At 65.9% G+C, this 19250-nt stretch carries 25 protein-coding genes; 14 read left to right on the forward strand and 11 right to left on the reverse strand.

Translation table 11 applies throughout. The features are described 5' to 3' along the window. Positions 1-23 precede the first annotated feature (23 nt). Genes AC07UW_RS08570 through AC07UW_RS08590 form a run of 5 tightly spaced genes read right to left on the reverse strand, consistent with a single transcriptional unit; the run spans position 24 to position 3872 of the window. Entirely contained in the window at positions 24-1007 is a 984-nt protein-coding gene (locus AC07UW_RS08570) for an alpha/beta fold hydrolase (RefSeq protein WP_495211844.1), read from the reverse strand. Then, positions 1004-1336, reverse strand: coding sequence for a DUF6958 family protein (locus AC07UW_RS08575; protein ID WP_336028649.1), 333 nt, complete (start codon positions 1334-1336; stop codon positions 1004-1006). The genes AC07UW_RS08570 and AC07UW_RS08575 overlap by 4 nt, the downstream gene beginning before the upstream one ends. Then, on the reverse strand, positions 1329-1865 hold the full coding sequence (locus AC07UW_RS08580; protein WP_336028647.1) for a GFA family protein: 537 nt from the start codon (positions 1863-1865) through the stop codon (positions 1329-1331). Before AC07UW_RS08580 ends, AC07UW_RS08575 begins: the two co-directional genes overlap by 8 nt. A 28-nt stretch (positions 1866-1893) precedes the next feature. Continuing rightward, a complete protein-coding gene (locus AC07UW_RS08585) occupies positions 1894-2811 on the reverse strand; it encodes a TolB family protein (RefSeq protein ID WP_336028644.1) in 918 nt (305 codons plus the stop codon). Then, positions 2808-3872, reverse strand: coding sequence for a twin-arginine translocation signal domain-containing protein (locus AC07UW_RS08590; protein ID WP_336028641.1), 1065 nt, complete (start codon positions 3870-3872; stop codon positions 2808-2810). Before AC07UW_RS08590 ends, AC07UW_RS08585 begins: the two co-directional genes overlap by 4 nt. A gap of 89 nt (positions 3873-3961) precedes the next feature. On the opposite strand from AC07UW_RS08590, the gene AC07UW_RS08595 reads away from it, so the two are divergent. The 4 genes from AC07UW_RS08595 to AC07UW_RS08610 are packed head-to-tail and all read left to right on the forward strand — an operon-like array spanning position 3962 to position 6019. Beyond that, positions 3962-4891 carry a LysR substrate-binding domain-containing protein gene (locus AC07UW_RS08595; RefSeq protein WP_336028639.1) on the forward strand — a complete coding sequence of 310 codons (930 nt, stop codon included), beginning with the start codon at positions 3962-3964 and terminating at the stop codon, positions 4889-4891. Then, positions 4888-5349: a helix-turn-helix domain-containing protein gene (locus AC07UW_RS08600; protein WP_025874482.1), complete on the forward strand. Its 462-nt coding sequence runs from the start codon at positions 4888-4890 to the stop codon at positions 5347-5349. The genes AC07UW_RS08595 and AC07UW_RS08600 overlap by 4 nt, the downstream gene beginning before the upstream one ends. An 11-nt stretch (positions 5350-5360) precedes the next feature. Continuing rightward, complete coding sequence (locus AC07UW_RS08605) at positions 5361-5792, forward strand: VOC family protein (protein WP_336028635.1); 432 nt, start codon at positions 5361-5363, stop codon at positions 5790-5792. Beyond that, positions 5789-6019 (forward strand): hypothetical protein, encoded by a 231-nt coding sequence (locus AC07UW_RS08610; RefSeq protein ID WP_099842541.1) that lies wholly within the window; start codon positions 5789-5791, stop codon positions 6017-6019. The genes AC07UW_RS08605 and AC07UW_RS08610 overlap by 4 nt, the downstream gene beginning before the upstream one ends. An 81-nt stretch (positions 6020-6100) precedes the next feature. Here AC07UW_RS08610 and AC07UW_RS08615 read toward each other — a convergent pair whose 3' ends face one another. Continuing rightward, complete coding sequence (locus AC07UW_RS08615; RefSeq protein WP_363733365.1) at positions 6101-6841, reverse strand: DNA/RNA non-specific endonuclease; 741 nt, start codon at positions 6839-6841, stop codon at positions 6101-6103. 464 nt (positions 6842-7305) lie between these two features. Between AC07UW_RS08615 and AC07UW_RS08620 the strand changes: the two genes are divergently transcribed. The 3 genes from AC07UW_RS08620 (at position 7306) to AC07UW_RS08630 (ending at position 9347) form a co-directional block, all read left to right on the forward strand. Further along, complete coding sequence (locus AC07UW_RS08620; RefSeq protein WP_336028628.1) at positions 7306-7653, forward strand: hypothetical protein; 348 nt, start codon at positions 7306-7308, stop codon at positions 7651-7653. 124 nt (positions 7654-7777) lie between these two features. Next, positions 7778-8542, forward strand: coding sequence for a DUF72 domain-containing protein (locus tag AC07UW_RS08625; protein WP_336028626.1), 765 nt, complete (start codon positions 7778-7780; stop codon positions 8540-8542). Next, positions 8535-9347, forward strand: a complete 813-nt coding sequence (locus tag AC07UW_RS08630) for a DNA-formamidopyrimidine glycosylase family protein (RefSeq protein WP_313248398.1) — start codon at positions 8535-8537, stop codon at positions 9345-9347. Before AC07UW_RS08625 ends, AC07UW_RS08630 begins: the two co-directional genes overlap by 8 nt. Here the strand turns inward: AC07UW_RS08630 and AC07UW_RS08635 are convergent. From AC07UW_RS08635 to AC07UW_RS08650, 4 genes are all read right to left on the reverse strand, one after another. Next, complete coding sequence (locus tag AC07UW_RS08635) at positions 9317-9670, reverse strand: hypothetical protein (protein WP_336028622.1); 354 nt, start codon at positions 9668-9670, stop codon at positions 9317-9319. The genes AC07UW_RS08630 and AC07UW_RS08635 overlap by 31 nt on opposite strands. Before the next feature lie 65 nt (positions 9671-9735). Further along, positions 9736-9990, reverse strand: a complete 255-nt coding sequence (locus AC07UW_RS08640) for a hypothetical protein (RefSeq protein WP_313248401.1) — start codon at positions 9988-9990, stop codon at positions 9736-9738. Between the two features lie 116 nt (positions 9991-10106). Continuing rightward, positions 10107-10604: a YciE/YciF ferroxidase family protein gene (locus AC07UW_RS08645; protein ID WP_032974702.1), complete on the reverse strand. Its 498-nt coding sequence runs from the start codon at positions 10602-10604 to the stop codon at positions 10107-10109. Positions 10605-10751: 147 nt separating this feature from the next. Next, positions 10752-11021 carry a hypothetical protein gene (locus tag AC07UW_RS08650; protein ID WP_336028617.1) on the reverse strand — a complete coding sequence of 90 codons (270 nt, stop codon included), beginning with the start codon at positions 11019-11021 and terminating at the stop codon, positions 10752-10754. A 175-nt stretch (positions 11022-11196) separates the two neighbouring features. Here AC07UW_RS08650 and AC07UW_RS08655 point away from each other — a divergent pair, with 175 nt between their 5' ends. Both AC07UW_RS08655 and AC07UW_RS08660 read left to right on the forward strand, forming a co-directional pair. Then, positions 11197-11664, forward strand: coding sequence for a BLUF domain-containing protein (locus AC07UW_RS08655; RefSeq protein ID WP_180831124.1), 468 nt, complete (start codon positions 11197-11199; stop codon positions 11662-11664). Further along, positions 11661-12107: a DUF1579 family protein gene (locus AC07UW_RS08660; RefSeq protein ID WP_336028613.1), complete on the forward strand. Its 447-nt coding sequence runs from the start codon at positions 11661-11663 to the stop codon at positions 12105-12107. The genes AC07UW_RS08655 and AC07UW_RS08660 overlap by 4 nt, the downstream gene beginning before the upstream one ends. A 52-nt stretch (positions 12108-12159) precedes the next feature. On the opposite strand, the gene AC07UW_RS08665 is transcribed toward AC07UW_RS08660, so the two are convergent. After that, on the reverse strand, positions 12160-12399 hold the full coding sequence (locus tag AC07UW_RS08665; protein ID WP_336028611.1) for a hypothetical protein: 240 nt from the start codon (positions 12397-12399) through the stop codon (positions 12160-12162). Between the two features lie 247 nt (positions 12400-12646). On the opposite strand from AC07UW_RS08665, the gene AC07UW_RS08670 reads away from it, so the two are divergent. From AC07UW_RS08670 to AC07UW_RS08690, 5 genes are all read left to right on the forward strand, one after another. Beyond that, positions 12647-13180: a sugar dehydrogenase complex small subunit gene (locus tag AC07UW_RS08670; protein WP_312108183.1), complete on the forward strand. Its 534-nt coding sequence runs from the start codon at positions 12647-12649 to the stop codon at positions 13178-13180. A gap of 46 nt (positions 13181-13226) precedes the next feature. Continuing rightward, complete coding sequence (locus AC07UW_RS08675) at positions 13227-14867, forward strand: GMC family oxidoreductase (protein WP_495211845.1); 1641 nt, start codon at positions 13227-13229, stop codon at positions 14865-14867. After that, positions 14864-16261 (forward strand): c-type cytochrome, encoded by a 1398-nt coding sequence (locus AC07UW_RS08680; RefSeq protein ID WP_495211846.1) that lies wholly within the window; start codon positions 14864-14866, stop codon positions 16259-16261. Before AC07UW_RS08675 ends, AC07UW_RS08680 begins: the two co-directional genes overlap by 4 nt. After that, the gene (locus tag AC07UW_RS08685; protein ID WP_495211847.1) at positions 16258-17529 is read left to right on the forward strand and encodes a carbohydrate porin; all 1272 of its coding nucleotides are present in this window, start codon (positions 16258-16260) and stop codon (positions 17527-17529) included. Before AC07UW_RS08680 ends, AC07UW_RS08685 begins: the two co-directional genes overlap by 4 nt. 124 nt (positions 17530-17653) lie before the next feature. Further along, complete coding sequence (locus AC07UW_RS08690) at positions 17654-19228, forward strand: S15 peptidase family protein (protein WP_495211848.1); 1575 nt, start codon at positions 17654-17656, stop codon at positions 19226-19228. Positions 19229-19250 lie beyond the last annotated feature (22 nt).

Below are 19250 nucleotides of genomic sequence, written 5' to 3' on the forward strand. Positions count from 1 at the left end.
CGGATCAGCCAGGCCTATAAGGCTCACCAAAGCGCCCGGGCCTCATCGGCAAGCAGCGCAGGCTGTTCCTCAGGCCAGAACAGGCGTCCGCCTTCCACCCAGCGGATACCGCGCGATGCCGGCAGCGTCTGGTGCAGCCACTCGGCCCAGCGCCCCGGAAAGAGGGGATCGGCCGTTCCCCACACCATGCGCGTGGGAATCGTACTGCGTTGCAGCGAGGCTTCGATGGCCACCAGCGGATTGGGCTCGAACGCCGCGAGGTGGCCATTGAGCTGCTGTTGGCGCAGGGGCGAGGACACCAGCGGGCGGAAACTGTATTCGATGGCCTCATCGCTGAAATGTGCCGGATCCACATAAGCCGAGCCACCGATACCGGCCGCTGATCGCGCGTAGCCGCGATCCTGCAGGTGGCGCACAATCTTCTGGTGATAGGTGCCTGCGCGTGCGGCGGCCAGCGAGTTCTTCATCTGCACCGGCGGGCTGTTCTGGTGCACGTCGCAGTTGGTCAGCAGCATCGTGCGCACGCGGCTCGGGTGCTGCACAGCGAACAACTGGGCCACGGTGCCGCCACTATCATTGGCAACCAGGTCGACCATCGCAACGGACAGCGCATCAAGCAACGCAACGAGCATGTCGCTCTGTGCCTGCGGAGACAGGTCCTGCGTGGCCGCCACCGCGCTGTGGCCCAGGCCCATGAAATTCGGTGCAATGCAGCGGCGGGACGAGGAAAGCTGCGCGATCGCATGCCGCCACTGGAAGCCGCTCAACGGGAACCCGTGCAGGAACAGTGCGGCCGGACCTTTCCCTTGTTGCACGCAGGCGATGCGCCCGAACGGTGTGCGGACCCAGCGCCGGCGGGCGGCGAACGCTGCGGCATCCATGGGCTCGCGCAGGCCCGCGCTGGCGCCGCGCACGCTGGGCGGCCATCCCATGGCCAGCAACAGTCCAGCACCGATCAGCAGTGACCTGCGCGACGATGAAGGCGCATCGTTGGATGGACCGCTCATGACGTCACCGCCGTTCGACCGACGACCGCATGCTTGAACAACCGCACGGGCTTGCCCGCTGCGCGCTCGATCACGCCCTTGGCTTCCAGATCCAGCTGCACGGCCTTCAGCCACCAGCCTGCGGTCGCGCCTGCGGGGAACAGATCTGCAGGCAGCGCCGGCAGCAATGACTGCTTGGCAATGGCAACGGAAACCCCGGGCGGCGTCTGCGGCAGCACGCCGAGCAGGGCGATGCGCATGGCGCTGTACTTGCCCCGGTCGACCCACTGGGTCCTGCCGGGCGAGGTGATGCTCTCGATCTCGATCTCGATCTTGTCTGGCTCAGCCATGGACCTCTCCTTCAATGCGGATATCCGGGCTGCGCAGGCCCATCGCAATCCAGGCCTTCATCAACCGGGCATAGAAGCGCAGCGAGTGTTGCTTGAGGTTGGGTACATCGGTGGGCAGCACGGAGTGATCGGGCAGATCGCCCACCATGGTGCGCATCTGCAGCGGCGGCCGGGCGTCCTCCGGCCACAGCCCGCCATACAGGCTAAGCCAGTGGCCGCCGGTCAGTTCAAGAAACAGTGGCGTATTGCAGCAGGTGGCCAGCACGCGACGGGTGCCGGCATCGGCTGAGAGGCGGAACGCGGCCAGGCGCTCCACTCCTGCCAGGAACTCCACCCGGTCCTTGCGATACATGACGAAACGGGTAGTTCCATGCGGTCCGAGCAGCCGCTGGGCGCCGGGCAGGCGCTGCAGGCGCAGACCTGCGGCGCGGCAGCTGTTGCAGCAGCAGTCGACGCAGGCGATGGGTGTGCCGGTCAGGTTCAACGTCACTTCGCCACAGCGGCAGGCAACCTGTTGTACGGAAGGCATGTGGATGCTCTCTTCGGGGGCTCTTTTTCTATCGACGAACCGGGGGGGCCGGAATCGACAGGGACGGTGGCAGCCGATAGCCCACCCGGTACAGGTCCAGGCTGGCGCCATCGCCGCGACGCGCTGAATAGGTGAGCGTGCCAGGGCGGGACCAGTCGAGCATGGCCCCATAGCTGTCGCTCGCACCGTCGTTGACGGGTGCGGGCAGTCGCATGCCGGGCGCGTAGCGGTCACCGAACGCGCGTGCCGCGAACTGCTCGACCCGCGAACTGCCGAAGTCCTGTGCACGTGCGAAAACGATGGTCCGCCCATCGCCCAGGAAGGTGGCGTCGAACTCCTGCGCGGCCGTGTTGACCGCGCCTGCCACCGGCCGCGCAGGTTGCAGTTGGCCATCGTCCACCCGCGCGACATACAGATCATGGCCACCGGCGCCACCTGCTCGGTCGCTGGAGAACAGCAGGGTGCCACCGTCGGGCGCGAGCATCGGCGCAAACTCGTTGGCGGGACTGTTGACGGCAGACCCGAGATGCTCGGCGGCACCGAACTGCAGGCCCTGCACGCGCACCCTGTACAGGTCGTCGCCGCCCAGGCCACCGGGGCGATCGGAGCAGAACAGCACGAAGCGGCCATCGGCGGTAAACGCAGGGTCGAAATCGCGGCCGGGTGTGTTGAACGGAACCGGGCGCGCGGCACTCCACTGGCCGTGCTGCAGATGCGAAACCCAGATGTCATGGCCGCCTTCGCCAGGCCGGTCACGGCTGAACCAGAGCGCCGTTCGCCCATCGGGGCTCAGCGTCAGGCGGATTTCGCTGTATCGGGTCGACGCGATGCCTGGTGCGAAACGCTCTGCGTGAGGGTCGAGTGCCAACGCCTCCCGGCTGGCATCACCCCCCAGCAGTCCAGCGACCGCGACCGCAAGCGCGACCAGTGAGGCAAGCGCGTTCATGCCTGCCGCTCGAAATCGCTGATCCAGTTGGTCTCCCAGGTCGCTCCGCCGTCTGCGGATGCCGCCTGTTCCCAGCGTGCGGAACGCGAGGTGATCCGCGACCAGATCACCCGCGTTCTGATCGGCTGCCCCTGCAGTTGGTCGTCTCCCATGAACGTGCCGACGCCATCGACAAAACCGCCGCGGACCGGCGCGCCGATCCGCGTGGGATCGCGGCCATCCAACCACCAGCTCGACCACTGGCCACTGCTGGCATCCCATGCGCGGATGCCCATGCCGCGTACGGTCGCAGCGGGGAAGTTCATGACGTTGTCGCCAACGTTGCCAAAGCCGCCCAGCACCGGCCAGTTGTGCAGCGTGCCATCGAAGTGGTCCCAGCGGTTGCTGCCAGACAGGCGTTCGCGCAGCCGCTGGTGCTGCACGGTCCAACGGCCGACCAGGAAGTCGAAGTCGCGGGGCGCATCCGACTGCAGCGGCAGCGGCGAGGGTATCGCTGCCGTGCGGGTGAACCAGTTGCGCCAGTTCACTTCCCAGTGCACGCCGTTGTCCGCGGAGAATGCCTGCTCCCACCACGGCTGCGCAGCGTGGATGTCGTGCCAGCGGAACCAGACCTGAATGGGCTGGCCCTTGAAGGAATCCACGCCACGGAAGCTGCCGCCTGTACCGCTGAAGCCGCCACGCACCGGCGCTTCGAAGCGGCTGGGAGCGCGGCCATCCAGCCACCAGATTGCCCAGGTGGCGGAAGCCGGATCGAAGGCACGTACACCCAGGCCGCGGTAGGCGCCGCCGGGCAGCTGCATCAGGTTGTCATCGATCGTGCCCAGCCCGCCCAAGGTCAGCCAGACCGCACTGGTGCCAGTGAAGTCCACCCACCGCGTGTCCGCCACCAGGCGTTCCTGCAGCCGGCGGTGACGCACGTTCCAGTTGCCCTGCAGCCAACGCCAGTCATTGGCATGGTCTCTGCCGGCATGGGAAGGGCTGGCGCCCAGCGGCAGGCACAGCCCGAAGGCGCCGGCACCGTACAACGCGGCAAGGCCGCCCAGAAATCCACGTCGCTGCATGTCTGATCCCCGCTGTCCGAGGCCTCATTTTCGGCGCCGTACGGGGGGATTGACCACGCGGATATCGAGGCTCAGGCTAAGCCACACTTATGGTCGCCCACCGCCACCTGCCGTCGCTCGTTGCCATCCGTGCCTTCGAGGCCGCGGCACGGCTGGGCAGCTTTGCGCGGGCCGCGGAAGAACTGGACACCACGGCGGCATCGGTCAGCTATCACGTCCGGCGCCTGGAAGATCAGACCGGTGCACGGCTGTTCCTGCGCCACGCCCAGCACGTCGAACTGACCGAGGCCGGTGCCAGCGTCGCAAAGGAGGCGACCTGCGCCTTCGATGCCCTGCGTGCCAGCTTCATGCGCGCCGCCGACATGGATGCCACGCGCCTGCGCCTGACCGCACTGCCTACGTTGGGCACCAGTTGGCTGACGCCGCGGCTGGGTGGCTTCCGCGCCCGGCATCCGCAACAGGTGCTGGAGCTTGATCTGTCGGCGGAGCCGCAGGACTTGGCAGGCGGACGTTTCGATGCGGCCATCCGCAATGGTCACGGCGACTGGCCGGGGCTGCACGCGGTGGAGCTGTTCCCCAGCGTGTTCACGCCACTGTGCGCGCCCGCGCTGCTTGAAGCCGTCACCGGCCTGGGCGGCGCGCGGCTGCCGGATGTGCCATTGCTGGGGCGTCCGGACTGGTGGGCGCTATGGTTCCAGGCATTCGCGCAGACACCGGCACCCGGGACGGAGCGCTTCGCCACCAACTTCGCTGCCGAGCACCTGGACGTAGCCGCAGCGATCGCCGGCCAAGGCATCGCCATCGGCTCGCCGATCCTGTTCAAGGCCGAGCTGGATGCGGGGCGCCTGGTACAAGCCCACGAAGGCGTGGCCAGCGATGGCCGCAGCTTCTGGTTTGCCAGCCCGGCAGGACGCAGCAACGCCCCGAAAGTCGCGCACTTCCGTGAGTGGCTGTGCACCGAGGCAGCGGCGGCCCGGCATGCTGCACGATCCTTGCTGCGCAGGTTGGCCACGCCATGACCCAGAGCCCGGAACTGCTGCGCCGCCTGCTGCGTGCAAAAGACCACATGGACCGGGCCAGCCATGAAGACTGGCCGGTGGCGCGGCTGGCCGGGATCAGTGCGGTTTCCGCGGCCCATTTCGCGCGCTCCTTCAAGGACGCGTTCGGGGTGCCGCCGCACCGCTATCTGCTCAGCCGCCGCATCGAGCGCGCTGTCGCCCTGCTGCGCGATACCGACCTGCCGATCACCGAGATCGCACTTCAGACCGGGTGGACCAGCCTGGGCACCTTTGGCCGCATCTTTCGTGACATCACCGGCGACAGCCCCGGCGCCCTCCGCGACCGTGAGCGGACCGATGCCCCGGCGCAGGGCCCGGTGCCGGAGTGCCATGCGCGTGCCGCACGGCGCCCGGACCTGAAGATCGCAGTTTTGGAGAAGCGCCGCCGCACCGGCCTTGTTAGCGTAGATCCCACCTGAGGGAGGATCCTATGACTGGCATGGTGAATGTGGTCGGCCTGTATGTGCACGACCAGGATGCGGCACTCGATTTTTACGTCAACACACTCGGCTTCCAGGTGCATACCGATGTCGGCAACGGCGACTATCGCTGGCTCACGGTGCATTCGGGCGGCGAGGGTGGTTTCCAGCTCGGCCTGTTCAAACCGGGGCCGCCGGTACACGATGCGGCCACTGCGCTGACCCTGCAGCAGATGGTGGCCAAGGGTGCGATGCCGCCGCTGGTGCTGGCGGTGGACGATTGCCGCGCCAGCTACGAGCGGCTGCTGGCACGTGGGGTGGAATTCACCCAGGAGCCGGTGGAGCGCTATGGTGCAGTGGATGCCGGATTCCGTGATCCGTCCGGCAATGGCTGGAAGATGATCGAGCGCCCTGGGAAGACTGTCGCGAGGACGCCGCAGTGAGGGCCGGCAGCTGGGCGCGTCCCGTGCACCGCTGGACGTCTATCGTCTTCACCCTGACAGTGATAGCCAACTTCGTGGCGCGCTGGATGGGGCAGGGCGAACCACCGGACTGGCTGACCTACTCACCGCTGCCGCCGTTGTTCCTGCAGCTGTTCACCGGGTTGTATCTGTTTGCGTTGCATTACCGCCGCAGGCCGGATGCCGCGCGCGCCGGCGTCGCACCCTGACGCGGGGCGCGGAGTCAGATCAGGCAGGGTCCTCACGCAGCGCAGGCCCGGCGGAGAAGGCTCTGCCGGGCCATCCGGCGCTCAGCTCAGATCACATTCGCTCGGCAGCGGCCAGCTGGCACTGGGCAGCATGTTCTTCAGCGACGCCGGTGCATTGATGGCCACGTAGCTGGCGCCCAGCAGCTCTTCCAGATCCGCGATGGTGACCAGATAGCTATCCAGGCCACCCAGTCCCGCTTCATTGGGAATGATCCAGCTGATGGCCTTGGCGGTGCCGGTGTTTGGATCCTTGGTGATGATCGTCTTCCAGAAGAATTCCGGGGTCGGAATACCATGGCTGGCCAGGAAATAGTCATTGGACGCATCGCCGTAGACAACGCCACCATAGACGTCTACCGGAGCGATGTCCCTATAGCATTCGGCCACGTTCTCGGCCTTGACCCAGGCGCCCTGATTGAAGCTGGAAACCTGCGGCACGATGTTTGTCATGTAGTTGGCGCGACGGATGTAGGTGGCGTCGTAGTCCATGTGATTGGACGTCACCAGATGTCCCCGGTCATAGCCGGACCGCACGCTGGCATACGAGGCGGTGCTGGCCTGGCCGAGGCAGCCTGCCGGCAGGTCCGGGTCCTTGTAGAAGCTGGACGGGCGGGCCGCCGAGCCGGTGTCAGCCACCAACGTGTATTCGTACCGTGTCGCGCTGTGGATGCTGCAGTCATAGGTCAATACGAACCCACCCTTGTTGAGGGTCACAACCTGGGCATGCGCAGCCCCGGCAAAAGTGCTGAAAACAAGGGCAAGGAAGAACGTGGCAAGGCGCATTGCGGATCTCCATGGATATGGGCAAGGCGCAGCCGTCCACCACGGCAGGCCAGGCCTTTCCGTGTGAAGGACGATGCGGTGACAGGTGTTGGGGATGCGTCCCGGCCGTAGCCGGTACTGCCTGGGATCTCGACCGCGCACTGGCGTCAGGAAAGCTGTCGCGGTGTCGTTAGCGTCATTTTTTGTCGTCAACAGGTCAACGACCAAAGTGCGAAGGTGTGACTGCGCGCAAGCACTGGGCTCCTGTCAGATCAGGGTGCCCATGCATGAAAGGAAGACCTGTTAGTGGCGTGGCCGCTCTCCACAGACCGCTTTGTCGCTGGGCAGAGCAGGGCGAAGGAGCTCGCTTCCAGCAGCACGTCGCGAAGGCGGTCGAGGCCTGCACGCAACGGCCATCCATTCTTGACGGCGCCTTGGCGCCGGACGTGGATACTTCCGCCGTCATTGGCCGAGGAGGACTGAAAATGGGTAGCACCGAGACCAGCAGGGCGCCGCGCATTCTGCGCGTGGAAGTGATGCCGCTGGACTGCGGGGAAACCGCAGTGGTGGTGGAACTGGCATCGTCCCCCGGCAGGGCCTGGGAGAAGGCACTGAAGCGCGTGATTTCTGAAACCGAGGGGCTTGAATCGGCGCAGTCGCGCTGTGACGGCCGCTTCGTCTACATCATCGGTATCGAGCCCGGTGGCCGTGGCACGCTCCATCGGGTGAACCAGGTCCTGGCCGCCACCCACGAACGCGTTGCACCGCGCAACGGGCATTCCATGCCGATGCCACAGCAACCGGCAGGCGCCATGGTCAACGCCAGCCTCTGAGCAGCGATGGCCGATACACGGCAACCGGCCGGCTGCAGGCCGGCCACGCCCGGCGGCACAGGCTTCACGCTGCAGCCAACGTGCGTTCACCATGTTGCTACGGGCCTGTCGCCACCGTAGCGCCATGGCACGTGAACTCCGTCATCCGCGACCGGGCCACCCGGTCGCCGTGGGCTGCGCAGGGTGGTCGCTGCCCACGGATATCGCCCGCGCGTTCGCGGCGGGAGACAGTGCGCTGCAGCGCTATGCATCGCGCTTTCCGATCGTGGAGATCAATTCGTCGTTCTACAGACCACATCAGCCCGCCACGTATGCGCGCTGGGCGGCCAGCGTGCCGCACGGTTTCCGTTTCTCGGTGAAGATGCCGCAGGCCATTTCCCATGACGCGCGCCTGCGCGGTGCTGCGCCGTTGCTCGACACGTTCCTGCATGCGGTGGGGCATCTGGGGGATCGGCTGGGCGCCCTGTTGCTGCAGCTGCCGCCGAGCCTGGCCTACGATGGCCGCACGGCCTCGGCCTTCTTCCGGGCGGTGCGCCGGCGCAGCGCCATGCGGGTCGCCTGCGAACCACGCCACCCGAGCTGGTTCGACGACAAGGCCGACGCGCTGCTGGATGACCACGGCATTGCCCGAGTCGCGGCCGACCCCGCCCGGGTTGCAGGGGCTGATCAGCCGGGTGGAGCCAGGCACTGGAGCTACTGGCGGTGGCACGGGCAGCCGCGCATGTACTACAGCGCCTACCAGCAACCGCAGCTCTGCAGTCTGGGGGCCGCCGCAATACAGGCGGCCCAGGCGGGGGAGGCGTGGATCATCCTTGACAACACGGCGCACGGCCACGCCGTGCCCAATGCACTGCAACTGCAGTCGATGCTGGAGCACGCCAATGCCTGAAGGTCCTTCCATCGTGCTGCTGCGCGAGGCCGCCGCCAGGTTCAAGGGAAAGACCGTCCGTGGCGTCAGTGGCAACAGCACGCTCGACCTGGCCTGCCTGGAGGGACGCCGGGTGCGGGCCGTGCGCAGCTGGGGCAAGCATTTCCTGCTGGAGTTCAGCCACGTCAGTCTGCGCATCCACTTGATGATGTTCGGCAGCTGGCGCATCGACGAACGCAAGGAGACGCCAGCGCGGGTATCACTGCGCTTCGACAATGGCGAACTGAACTTCTACACCTGCTCGGTGAAGCTGATCGATCAGCCGTTGGACGAGGTCTACGACTGGCGCACCGACGTGATGAGCGACCTGTGGGACCCCCGGCTTGCCCGCCGTCGCCTGAAATCGATGCCCGATGTCCTGGTCTGCGATGCCCTGCTGGACCAGACGCTGTTCTCCGGCGTGGGCAACATCATCAAGAACGAGGTGCTGTTCCGCATCCGGGTCCATCCGGCCAACCCTGTTGGTGATCTTCCGCCGCGCAAGCTTGCCGAACTGGTCAAGCAGGCCCGCGAATACAGTTTCGACTTCCTGCACTGGAAGCGCGGCTTCGAGTTGAAAAAGCACTGGCAGGTGCACACCCGGCGGACATGCCCCCGTTGTGGTGGTCCGGTCAGCAAGGTCTACATGGGCACCACGCATCGGCGCACCTTCTTCTGCCCGGTGTGCCAGGTCGATTATCGCGCTCGGACGCCGCGGCCGCCGGCGAAGAAGCGCACCCTGGCGAGAGGCCCGGTTCAGCGCGGTGGTGCAAGGCCCGTGCGTTGATATGAGGACGTGGATGGCAGCGAAGCGATGATCTGGCGGTTGCTGAGTACTTCGACGGCGCCCGATCCCTGCAGGCTCTGCAGGGACGGCCGGCGGCGGTCGGGCAGGGTGGCGACCGCTTCCCGGGCGACCACCGTCGCGTTGGCCAGCAGCGCCGGCAGTGGCGTGGCGAGGAAGGCGGAGTGCTTCGGCTTGAGGATGAAGTAGTGTTCCTCGCTGGGGGCAAGGTACTCGACGATCTGCCCCGAGGCTCCGCCCTTTCGCCGGTAGGCCTCGACCAGTTGCGGGAAATCGCGCTGCCAGTTACCGAAGTTGTCATTCACCAGCGCGCCGGAGCCGCCTGACAGGCGCGGGCTGCCCGGCCCCCTCGGCGGGAGCGCAGGCCCGATCACTGGCCAGTTCCGTCGTCCCCCTCACCCTTGTCGTGCCGAGCGGGCGCTACTCGCTTGCCAAGCCGTTGCGCCTGCTCATCCGGCGTGGCAGCGGCGACGAAGGGAGAGATCGGATCACTGGCCGGGAACGTCTCCGTCAACGCCTGATCATGATTGGCACTGTTGTGGGCCTTGGCCTGTCCAGCGCTGGCAGCAGGCACCGCAGCCGTGTCGTCATCCGGATGGGGCAGGTCTTTCTGATCGCGCTGCATGACATTTCCTCATTGATTGGACCGCATCGTGCGGGGGGCATTACGACGGTATCCTCGTGCAGAAACGCGCCGCCCCCTGGGGGCGACGCGTAGGCTGATCTGCGGTGCACCTGCGATCACGCGGCCTGGGCGGCCTTGGCGTTGCCGCCGCTCTTGGCCAGCAGGGTCAGCTTCTCGTCCGTGGCCTTTTCTTCTTCCAGCGTTTCCAGCAGCAACGGCACAGCGTCCTTGTATCCGAGCTGCTTGGCCAGCGCGGCGATGGTGCCGTAGGAAGCGATTTCGTAATGCTCGACTTTTTGCGCGCCGCCAATCAGTGCTGCATCGCGCACCGGGCCCTTTTCAATGCTCTCGATGACTTCCTTGCCTTCTTCCACCAGGCCTTCCATCGCCGCGCACTTGATCCGCTTCAGGCGGATACCCAGCACTTCCACCACCTGGTCGATGCGCTCGATCTGGCCCTGGGTCTCCTCCAGGTGGGTCTCGAACGCGGCGGCAAGTGCGGGGTTTTCTGCAGCCCGGGCGAGCCGTGGCAGGGCCTTGGTCAGCTGCTTCTCGGCACTGTAGATGTCGGACAGTTCGTGGATGAAAAGGTCTTCTGCGGTCTTGATGGCCATGGTGCGCTCCAGCGGGGAAGGAGCGACGAGGCTATCTCGGCCGGTGTTGGGATGCGGGGTAGATGCAGTGAACGGCGGATGCGCATCGAACGCGCAGATGCATGCATTCCCCTCACGCCGGGCACTCTGCGCCCGTCGGAACCAAGCTCAGCGTTGGTCGGCCGCTGCTGCAGATTGGCCGGTTGCCGCCAGGTGTTCGCCGTCCACCAGGCGCGCATTGCTGACGGCCTGGTGCGACCCGCATTTTCCACAGGTCAGTAGCGTGCCTCCCGTCATCCGCTTGAGCTCCGCGTCGGCGCGGGACACGTGGTGGCACTGGTTGCAGCGAAAGGCGATAGAGGTGACCTGATCGATGCAGCCTCGCGCATCGGTCGCGTAGTCCACTGAAAAGACGTAGAAGAGTCCGGTGTCAGGCATGAAGTCGATCTCGCGGGCGGACCTGTTTCATGCCATGGGGCAGCAGTGCTTGGCGTGAATCCTTTTCGGGTTCATTTTCACATTCCACTGAATTGTTCTGTTTCAGGCTGCGCCTGCTGAGCTGCCTCAACCGGCCTTCTGCTACGGTTGGGAGCCCACTGCAGGGAGGTCGAACGTGCCCATCAGAGCCGTTGTGTATACCAGCGAGGCGGCAGCGGATATTGCTGCCAGCCGGCTGGGCCAGACCGGTGGCAGGCTGTGCGGAATCGTGGATGACGCAGCACGTTTCAACCGTGATGCCGGCGTCACCGGCGTACTGCTGTTCGATGGCGCGCGCTTTGTGCAATACATGGAAGGCCCGGACGATGGCCTGCAGGTGGCATATTCCCGGGTGCTGGGTGCCAGCAGCCACGGCGGCCTGATCGAACTGCAGCGGGGCAGGGTGGGGCAGAGACGGCTGCCTTTCTGGCCCATGCGTTGGCTGCCGGTGGAACCGACGGAGCTGAGGCGGGTGGCCGGCGCGGACTGGACCGGTTTCGTCCAGCGCGAAGGCACCGGTGCGTCCACCAGTCCCACGGGCATGGAGCTGCTGCGCGCCCTGGTTGAACCCTATACCGCCTCACCCAGTACGGAGTCGCCATGACACAAGCAACTTTTCACAGCGAACACCACCGCCGGCTGGACGTTCTTGCCGGAGCCTGGGAGACCACCCTCATCGCGCTGCAACCCGACGGCAGCACGGGCGGGGTGTCGTTCGCATCGGACGTTTACACGTGGATGCCCAATGGTCACTTCCTGGTGCATGAGGTCGACGCGATGATGGACGGGCAGCGTGTGCGCTCCACGGAAATCATCGGCGTCGATGTTGAAGCCGGTGGTTTCTTCAGCCGCAGCTACGACGCTGATGGTGGCACCAGCGATTTCACGTCACGACTTGATGGCGGCTGGTACACCATCCAGGGCCAGTCCCAGCGGTTCGACGGCGTGATCAGCAGCGACCGGCAGTTGCTGACCGGGGAATGGGAGCATCGGGTCGGCGATGACTGGATACCGCTCGTCCGCATCGTGCTTGAAAGGGCCGAGTAGATTCGCTTGTTCCGCGGGCGCCCCCGATCGGGGGCTTCGCTGTTGGCCGCGCCTAGCGCTTGGGCGGTGACGGCGGCGCGGCTTCTTTCCCGCGTTCGGCCCCTGGCCCCGAGGCCTGGTCTTCGGAGGCGGCGGTGCCGCTGCCGCCGCCGGGCACGTTGCGCGCCGGCACGCTGGCCGCTGGTGGGGTTTGCCGAACCGCATCGGCATGTTGTGCCTTATCGGTCGGTTCGCCTTGATTGCAGGCCGACAATGCCATGGTCGCCACGGCACACAGCAGCAGTACCCGCATGGCCACTCTCCAGAGTAGGAAACCCCTTGTTTCTAGCGTTGAGCGCGTTGTGAGGGCGTGACGGGGGCGGCAGCGCACCGGCTGAAATCTGCCTCTGCCGGTGCCGGGAAGAAGGGCGCTTCGCCGCGCTGCGGCTCTTCCTGCTCACTCCGCGACGACGTTCAGGTGCGTTAAAGTTCACCGCGTAGGTGCCCCCCGCGTCGCGGTCAGGGGCAGCCGAAGAAGTGACGCATCAGGAGTCCACATCATGAGTGTTCCCGAGGGATTGGAAGGGAGTGGGCAAGGCCTGACGCGCAGAACCTTCCTGCTGGCCGTTGGCTCTGCTTCGCTGCTGGTTGCCTGCACCGGCAAGGCGCCAGCAACCCATGCCGGTGCCACGCCAGCGAAGCGGACGGACGGGCGCTTTCTGCAGCTCTCCCAGGCACTGACCGGCAAGTCCGACCTTGATCCGGCAACCGCCGGGCGCATCGAAGCCGCCTTCGCCAAGCTGCATCCCGACATGCACGCCCAGTTCCCCGCACTCGCGGCGAAGGCGCAACAGGTGCAGGGCCCTGAAGCGCTGCTGGCGGCTGTTGGCGATGCACGGCCGACAGCGCTGGCCATCATCACTGCCTGGTACACCGGCAGCGTAGGCAAGGGGCCGCAGGCCATCACCGTTTCCTATCGCGATGCGCTGATGCAGCGCCCGGTGGACGATGGCCTGTTCCCGCCCACCTATGCACAAGGCGGTCCCGCATGGTGGACGGCCGAACCGCCGGCGGCGGTACGCGCGCACGGCTGAGCCTGCGCTTCCAGCTCTTTTCCCGTAATTGTTATGGATTCCCCTCATGAAAGCTCCGGTTTTCCGTGATGGCGACGCCGATGCCGATGTTGTGATCGTCGGTTCGGGCGTCGTTGGCGCATTGATCGCCCACCAGTTGGTTCGTGCCGGAAAATCGGTTCTTGTGCTTGAGGCGGGCCCCCGCCTGCATCGTTCCGACGTGGTCGAGAACTGGCGCAACGTCAGCTTCGAGCGGCGCATCGGCAGTGATTTCCAGGGACCGTATCCACAGTCACCGCTCGCCACCGCGCCGCTGTATTTCCCGGCCAACGACTACGTGGGCCTGACCGGCCCCGACGCCAGCAGCTTCCATCAGGGCTTCATCAAGGCCGTGGGTGGCACCACCTGGCACTGGGCCGCCTCCTGCTGGCGCCACCTTCCAGTGGACTTCAAGATGCAGTCCACCTATGGGGTAGGGCGCGACTGGCCGATCAGCTACGACGACATCGAACCTTATTACTGCCGCGCCGAGGAGGCGATGGGCGTCTCCGGGCCGAATGATCCGGACAAGCAGAGCCCCTCCGAGCGATCCAGGCCCTACCTCGCCGACATGATTCCCTGGGGCAACGGTGACAAGGTGTTCGCCGAGGTGGTCAATCCGCACGGCTACAACCTGGTGCCCATTCCGCAGGGCCGCATGGTCACGCCCTGGAACGACCGGCCCGCCTGCTGCGGCAACAACAACTGCCAGCCGATCTGCCCGATCGGCGCGATGTACAACGGCATCCATACCATCGAAGCGGCCGAGAAACTGGGTGCGCAGGTGCTGGCCGAAGCAGTGGCCTACAAGATCGATACCGACGCGCAGAACCGGGTAACGGCCATCCATTGGTATGACAACAACAAGGTCAGCCACAAGGCCACCGGCCGCAGTTTCGTCATCGCGTGCAACGCACTGGAGACGCCGCGTCTGCTGCTGCTTGCCGCCAACGAGCAGAACCCGAACGGTATTGCGAACAGCTCCGATCAGGTCGGGCGCAACATGCTCGACCATTCCGGTTTCCACTGCTCGTTCATTGCCGACAGGCCGATCTGGCTGGGCCGTGGACCGGCGCAGTCCAGCTGCATGGTTGGCCCGCGAGACGGCGCCTTCCGCTCGCAGTACTCGGCCACCAAGATCATCCTCAACAACATCAGCCGGGTGGCGATCGCCACCGACCAGGCGCTGAAGAAAGGCCTGGTCGGCGACGCGCTGGATGCGGAGATCCGCCGCCGTGCGGTATTCGGCGTGGATCTGTCGATCAGCCTGGAACCCTTGCCGGATCCCAGCAACCGGTTGACGCTGTCGAAAACGCGGGTCGATGGCCACGGCCTGGCCTGCCCGGATATCCACTACTCGCTGGGCGACTACGCCCGCAAGGGCTATGACGAATCCTGCAAACAGCTGCGGCATATCGGCTCGCTGTTCAATGCCGAGGAGTTCGTCATCACCACGGCACTCAACGCCAACAACCACATCATGGGCTCGACCATCATGGGCGCGGATCCGCGCGATTCGGTGGTCGATGGCGATTGCCGCGCACACGATCATCCCAACCTGTGGCTCCCGGGTGGCGGCCCGATGGTGTCGGCCAGCGTGGTCAACAGCACCTTGACCATGGCCGCGCTTGCGCTGAAGGCAGCAGATGCCATCGAGCGTGCCGCATGAAGACCTTCTGCTCGCTTCTGCTGATGATGCTGGCTGCAGCCAGCCAATCCGCGCGCGCAGACGAGGTTGCCGAACGTGGGCGCTACCTCTCGGTCGCTGCGGACTGCGTGGCATGCCACACCAGCCCCAAGCAGGGCAAACCCTACGCAGGCGGCTACGCGATTGCCTCGCCGCTGGGTGAGATATGGGCAAGCAACATCACGCCCTCCAGAAGCCATGGCATCGGCCTCTACAGCGAAGATGATTTCGCCAAGGCGGTACGCGAAGGCGTGCGCAAGGATGGCGCCCACCTGTATCCGGCGATGCCCTATACCTCGTATGCCAAGCTGACCGACGAGGACATCCACGCGTTGTATACCTACTTCATGAAGGAGGTGGTGCCGGTCGATGAGGAAGCACACGCGACCGAGCTGCCGTTCCCCTTCAGCATCCGCCAGTCCATGGCGGTGTGGAACCTGCTGTTCCTGGACAAGGAAACGTTCAAGCCCGATGCGGGCAGGAGCGCGCAGTGGAATCGCGGCGCCTATCTGGTGGAGGGCCTGGCGCACTGCTCCAGCTGCCACAGTCCGCGCGGGCTGATGATGCAGGAGGTGGGCGGCAAAGCCTTCGCCGGCGGATCGCTGGGTGACTGGTACGCCCCCAACATCACCTCCCACCCCACCAGCGGTATCGGGGGTTGGAGCGATGCCGAGCTGGCCCAGTACCTGAAGACCGGCCGCGTCGCCGGCAAGGCACAGGCCGGTGGCGGCATGGCCGAAGCGGTGAGCAACAGCCTGTCCAGGCTGCAGGACGAGGACATCGCCGCCATCGTCGCCTACCTGCGCACGGTGCCGGCCGTGGCCGACCCTGATGCCACGCGGGCCGCCTTTGCCTGGGGCGATGTCGCCTCGACGGCGGGCGAGCAGCCGGTACGAGGTACGGGAGCGGCACTGGCATCGGGCGGCGTACTGTACTCGGGCTTGTGCGCAAGCTGCCATGGATCGCGGGGCGAGGGCAGCAGGGACGGGTACTACCCCACCCTGGTGCACAACACCACCGTCGGCATGACCCGCCCGCAGAACCTGATCGCCACCATCATCGGCGGCATTGACCGCGATGTGCACGGCGAACACGCGTTGATGCCGCACTTCTCGAAAGGCTCGTTCGTACAGGACCTGAGTGACGCCGATATCGCAGCGGTTGCGACCTACGTGCGCACGCAGTTCGGACCGGGCGACCAGGTCACCGAGGCGCAGGTTGCGCTGACCCGTGCCGGCGGCGAGAAGCCACTTCTGGCGAAGATTGCACGCTTGTGGCTGCCGATGCTCATCCTTGCCGTGCTGGCGTTGGTAGGCATCGTGCTGCTGGTGCGACGCGCCTGGAAGACCCGAAAGGCGCGGAGGGCGGCCGCATGAATTTCGTATCCTTGACCGGCATCGGGCTGCTTGCCTTCATCGTCAACGGGTCGGTGTCGGCTGCCGAATCAAGTGCCACCGCCAAGCCCAAATCGGTCGACAGCGTCGCGCAGACGCCGCTGAGCGCGGATTGGGCAGCGCGCCTCTGGCTGCAGGACCACGGCGTTACCCCCAGCGCACGCATCGTGATTGGCAGCGGCGTCAACAGCGATGGTTACAAGGGCAGTGGCTGGTCCACCGCCGAGCACATCGACCTGGGCGCGACGATCGACACCGGCAAGGCATTCGGCTTCGACGGCACCTTGCGCGTGGTGTTCTCCGATCGCTTTGGCAACGCCATCAACGAACGATCCACCGGTTCCTACATCCAGAACCAGGCCTTCTATGGCCAGGGCCAGAACCTGCGTTTCAACGAGCTCTCCTACGAGCGTTTGCTGCTGGACAAGCGGTTGAGCCTGAAGGGTGGCTTCTACTCGATGGGCAACGACTTCGGTGGCTTGCCTTACACCTGCAACTTCAACAACAACGGCCAGTGCGGGCATCCGCTGGGCCCGATCTACAGTTCTGGCTGGCTGGACAATCCGACAGGCCAATGGGGCCTGCGGGTAAAGTGGAACGATCCTTCAGGCTGGTACGCACAGACCGGCATCTACGACGTCAACCCGACGCGCAAGCAGGCCAACAGTGGTTTCCGTGTTTCGACGAAGGGAAAGACCGGCCTGTTCCTGCCGGTCGAGCTGGGCTACAGCCATGGCAAGTCCGGAGAGGACTATGGCGGTACCTACAAGGTCGGCTACTACCTGGATACCTCCAACGCCGATGACATCGGTGACCCGACGGCACCTCGCGCTTCGCATCGCAGCGGTTCGTACGTGCAGGCCGCACAGCGGGTGTGGAAGCCCGAGGGTGACACGGTGCGCGGCATTTCGGTGTTCGGCGTGGCTACCCGTGCCGACGCAAAAACAGGGCTGATGCGCTACTCGTGGGAAGCGGGCGTGAGCTGGCGTGGCGTGATTGCATCGCGCGAAGATGATGTGCTCAGCCTGGCCTGGAACCGGCTGGACATCTCCGACCGGCTCGCCCGCCATCAGCAGCTGACCGGAAAGGATGTGCAGAGCAACGAGCAGTTCGTCGAGCTGAACTACGGCGTGCAGGTCGCCCCGTGGCTGGTGCTGCGGCCGGCGGTGCAGTACGTGGCACGGCCCGGCGCCTATGCCAGCCGACCCGACAGCTGGGTGTTCACCCTGCAGGCGCAGGCAACGCTGTAGGCGCATCTGGGCCTGCAGCATGGGGTGCCGAACGTGCGCCCCATGCTGCAACGCAAGGTGTAAGCCACCATTCGCACTGGTACGGTCCTGCCCGTTGCACCACCAACGACGGGGAGAGACGACGATGCGCAAGGTATTGCTGCTGTTGATCCTGCTGACCGGACTGGCGCCCACCGCCTGGGCTGCCACGGTCAAGACCACCCACCGCACCCTTCCCAGCTGGGACGGCACGCCCCTCGGGGTCTTTGTCATCGAACCCCAGGACGCAGGTGGCGGCAAGTACCCGCTGCTGGTGATGCCCAGCAGCTGGGCCGTTCCCAGCGTGGAGTACGTAGGGGTGGCACAGTCGCTGGCCAAGCGCGGCTATGTGGTCCTCAGCTACAGCTCGCGCGGCTTCTGGGAGTCCGGCGGGGCCATCGATATTGCCGGGCCGGCCACGGTCGAGGATGTCAGCGCATTGATCGACTGGGCGCTGGACAACACCCAGGCCGACCCGGCGCGGATCGGCGTCTCGGGCATCTCCTACGGCGCCGGCACCAGCCTGCTGGCGGCGGCACGCGATCCCCGCATCAAGGCGGTGGCCGCGCTCAGCGGGTGGGCCGATCTGCAGGCGTCGCTGTACGCCAACGACACCCCCAGTGCACAGGGAATCGCGCTGCTGGTGGCCGCCGGCCTGGTCACCGGCCGATCCGGGGCAGAACTGGCCACGATCAATCGCAACGTGGTGGTTGGCAACTACCAGGGGGCAGTGGAATCGCTGCTGCCCGTGGCCGCCATCCGCAGCCCCGCTGCGAGCATCAGCGAGATCAACGCCAACCAGCCGGCCGTGTTCCTGGCCAACGCCTTCAACGACAGCCTGTTCCCGCCGGGTCAGCTGGTGGATTTCTTCAACCAGCTGAAAGGCCCCAAGCAGCTGCAACTGCGCCACGGCGACCATGCCCTCAACGAGGCCTTGGGCGCACTGGGCATTCCCAACGAGGTCTACGAGTCGGCGGGCGACTGGTTCGACCATTACCTCAAGGGCGTGGCCAATGGCATCGACCGCGAACCGGCGGTGCAGTTGAAGTCACAGAAGGGCAGCTGGAGCAGCTACCCGAACTGGCAGGCGACCAACAGTGGCGCGGTCAGCTACGCGTTGACCGCACCCGGCGGCCTGCTTCTGCCCACCGGGGGGCTGGTTGAAAATGGGCGCAGCAATGGCTGGAACTACCGCATCGGCAGCGGCCTGGGGACCGCCGCCAATTCCGGCGTGGCGATGGTGTCCGGCTCGCTGCAGATGATCAACCTTCCGCCGGGTGCGTACGTGCCTTTCATCGGGCGCAACGCCGCCGGCGTCTGGCAGGGGCCGGTGTACTGGAACGCACGCCGCCTGGACGGCGCGCCGGAAGTGCGCGTGACCGTCACCCCCAGCCGCGCCAACACCACGCTGTATGCCTATCTGTACGCGGAAGATGTGCTGGGCAATGGCCAGCTGATCAGCCACAAGCCGTACACCCTGCGTGGCGTTGCGCCCGGCCAGGCGACCACCCTCGATCTGCGCCTGGAAGCGAGCAGCTGGAACATTCCGGCGGGTAGCCGGCTGACGCTGGTGGTCGATACGGTGGACCTGCGCTATGCAGGCATCAGCCAGTTCGGCGGGGCGGTGACCTTCAGTTCGCCCGCGTCCGCGCCATCGGTGCTGAAGGTGCCGTTGCATTGAGTTGCAAGCGGGCGCCCGTCGT

It is taken from the genome of Stenotrophomonas sp. GW821-FHT02D01 (genome assembly GCF_059421765.1).

Bases quoted from the DNA above. Each gene is read 5' to 3' on its own strand.
- AC07UW_RS08570 (WP_495211844.1), bottom strand. From the start codon at position 1,007: ATGAGCGGTCCATCCAACGATGCGCCTTCATCGTCGCGCAGGTCACTG.
- AC07UW_RS08575 (WP_336028649.1), bottom strand. From the start codon at position 1,336: ATGGCTGAGCCAGACAAGATCGAGATCGAGATCGAGAGCATCACCTCG.
- AC07UW_RS08580 (WP_336028647.1), bottom strand. From the start codon at position 1,865: ATGCCTTCCGTACAACAGGTTGCCTGCCGCTGTGGCGAAGTGACGTTG.
- AC07UW_RS08585 (WP_336028644.1), bottom strand. From the start codon at position 2,811: ATGAACGCGCTTGCCTCACTGGTCGCGCTTGCGGTCGCGGTCGCTGGA.
- AC07UW_RS08590 (WP_336028641.1), bottom strand. From the start codon at position 3,872: ATGCAGCGACGTGGATTTCTGGGCGGCCTTGCCGCGTTGTACGGTGCC.
- AC07UW_RS08595 (WP_336028639.1), top strand. From the start codon at position 3,962: ATGGTCGCCCACCGCCACCTGCCGTCGCTCGTTGCCATCCGTGCCTTC.
- AC07UW_RS08600 (WP_025874482.1), top strand. From the start codon at position 4,888: ATGACCCAGAGCCCGGAACTGCTGCGCCGCCTGCTGCGTGCAAAAGAC.
- AC07UW_RS08605 (WP_336028635.1), top strand. From the start codon at position 5,361: ATGACTGGCATGGTGAATGTGGTCGGCCTGTATGTGCACGACCAGGAT.
- AC07UW_RS08615 (WP_363733365.1), bottom strand. From the start codon at position 6,841: ATGCGCCTTGCCACGTTCTTCCTTGCCCTTGTTTTCAGCACTTTTGCC.
- AC07UW_RS08620 (WP_336028628.1), top strand. From the start codon at position 7,306: ATGGGTAGCACCGAGACCAGCAGGGCGCCGCGCATTCTGCGCGTGGAA.
- AC07UW_RS08625 (WP_336028626.1), top strand. From the start codon at position 7,778: ATGGCACGTGAACTCCGTCATCCGCGACCGGGCCACCCGGTCGCCGTG.
- AC07UW_RS08630 (WP_313248398.1), top strand. From the start codon at position 8,535: ATGCCTGAAGGTCCTTCCATCGTGCTGCTGCGCGAGGCCGCCGCCAGG.
- AC07UW_RS08640 (WP_313248401.1), bottom strand. From the start codon at position 9,990: ATGCAGCGCGATCAGAAAGACCTGCCCCATCCGGATGACGACACGGCT.
- AC07UW_RS08645 (WP_032974702.1), bottom strand. From the start codon at position 10,604: ATGGCCATCAAGACCGCAGAAGACCTTTTCATCCACGAACTGTCCGAC.
- AC07UW_RS08650 (WP_336028617.1), bottom strand. From the start codon at position 11,021: ATGCCTGACACCGGACTCTTCTACGTCTTTTCAGTGGACTACGCGACC.
- AC07UW_RS08660 (WP_336028613.1), top strand. From the start codon at position 11,661: ATGACACAAGCAACTTTTCACAGCGAACACCACCGCCGGCTGGACGTT.
- AC07UW_RS08665 (WP_336028611.1), bottom strand. From the start codon at position 12,399: ATGCGGGTACTGCTGCTGTGTGCCGTGGCGACCATGGCATTGTCGGCC.
- AC07UW_RS08670 (WP_312108183.1), top strand. From the start codon at position 12,647: ATGAGTGTTCCCGAGGGATTGGAAGGGAGTGGGCAAGGCCTGACGCGC.
- AC07UW_RS08675 (WP_495211845.1), top strand. From the start codon at position 13,227: ATGAAAGCTCCGGTTTTCCGTGATGGCGACGCCGATGCCGATGTTGTG.
- AC07UW_RS08680 (WP_495211846.1), top strand. From the start codon at position 14,864: ATGAAGACCTTCTGCTCGCTTCTGCTGATGATGCTGGCTGCAGCCAGC.
- AC07UW_RS08685 (WP_495211847.1), top strand. From the start codon at position 16,258: ATGAATTTCGTATCCTTGACCGGCATCGGGCTGCTTGCCTTCATCGTC.
- AC07UW_RS08690 (WP_495211848.1), top strand. From the start codon at position 17,654: ATGCGCAAGGTATTGCTGCTGTTGATCCTGCTGACCGGACTGGCGCCC.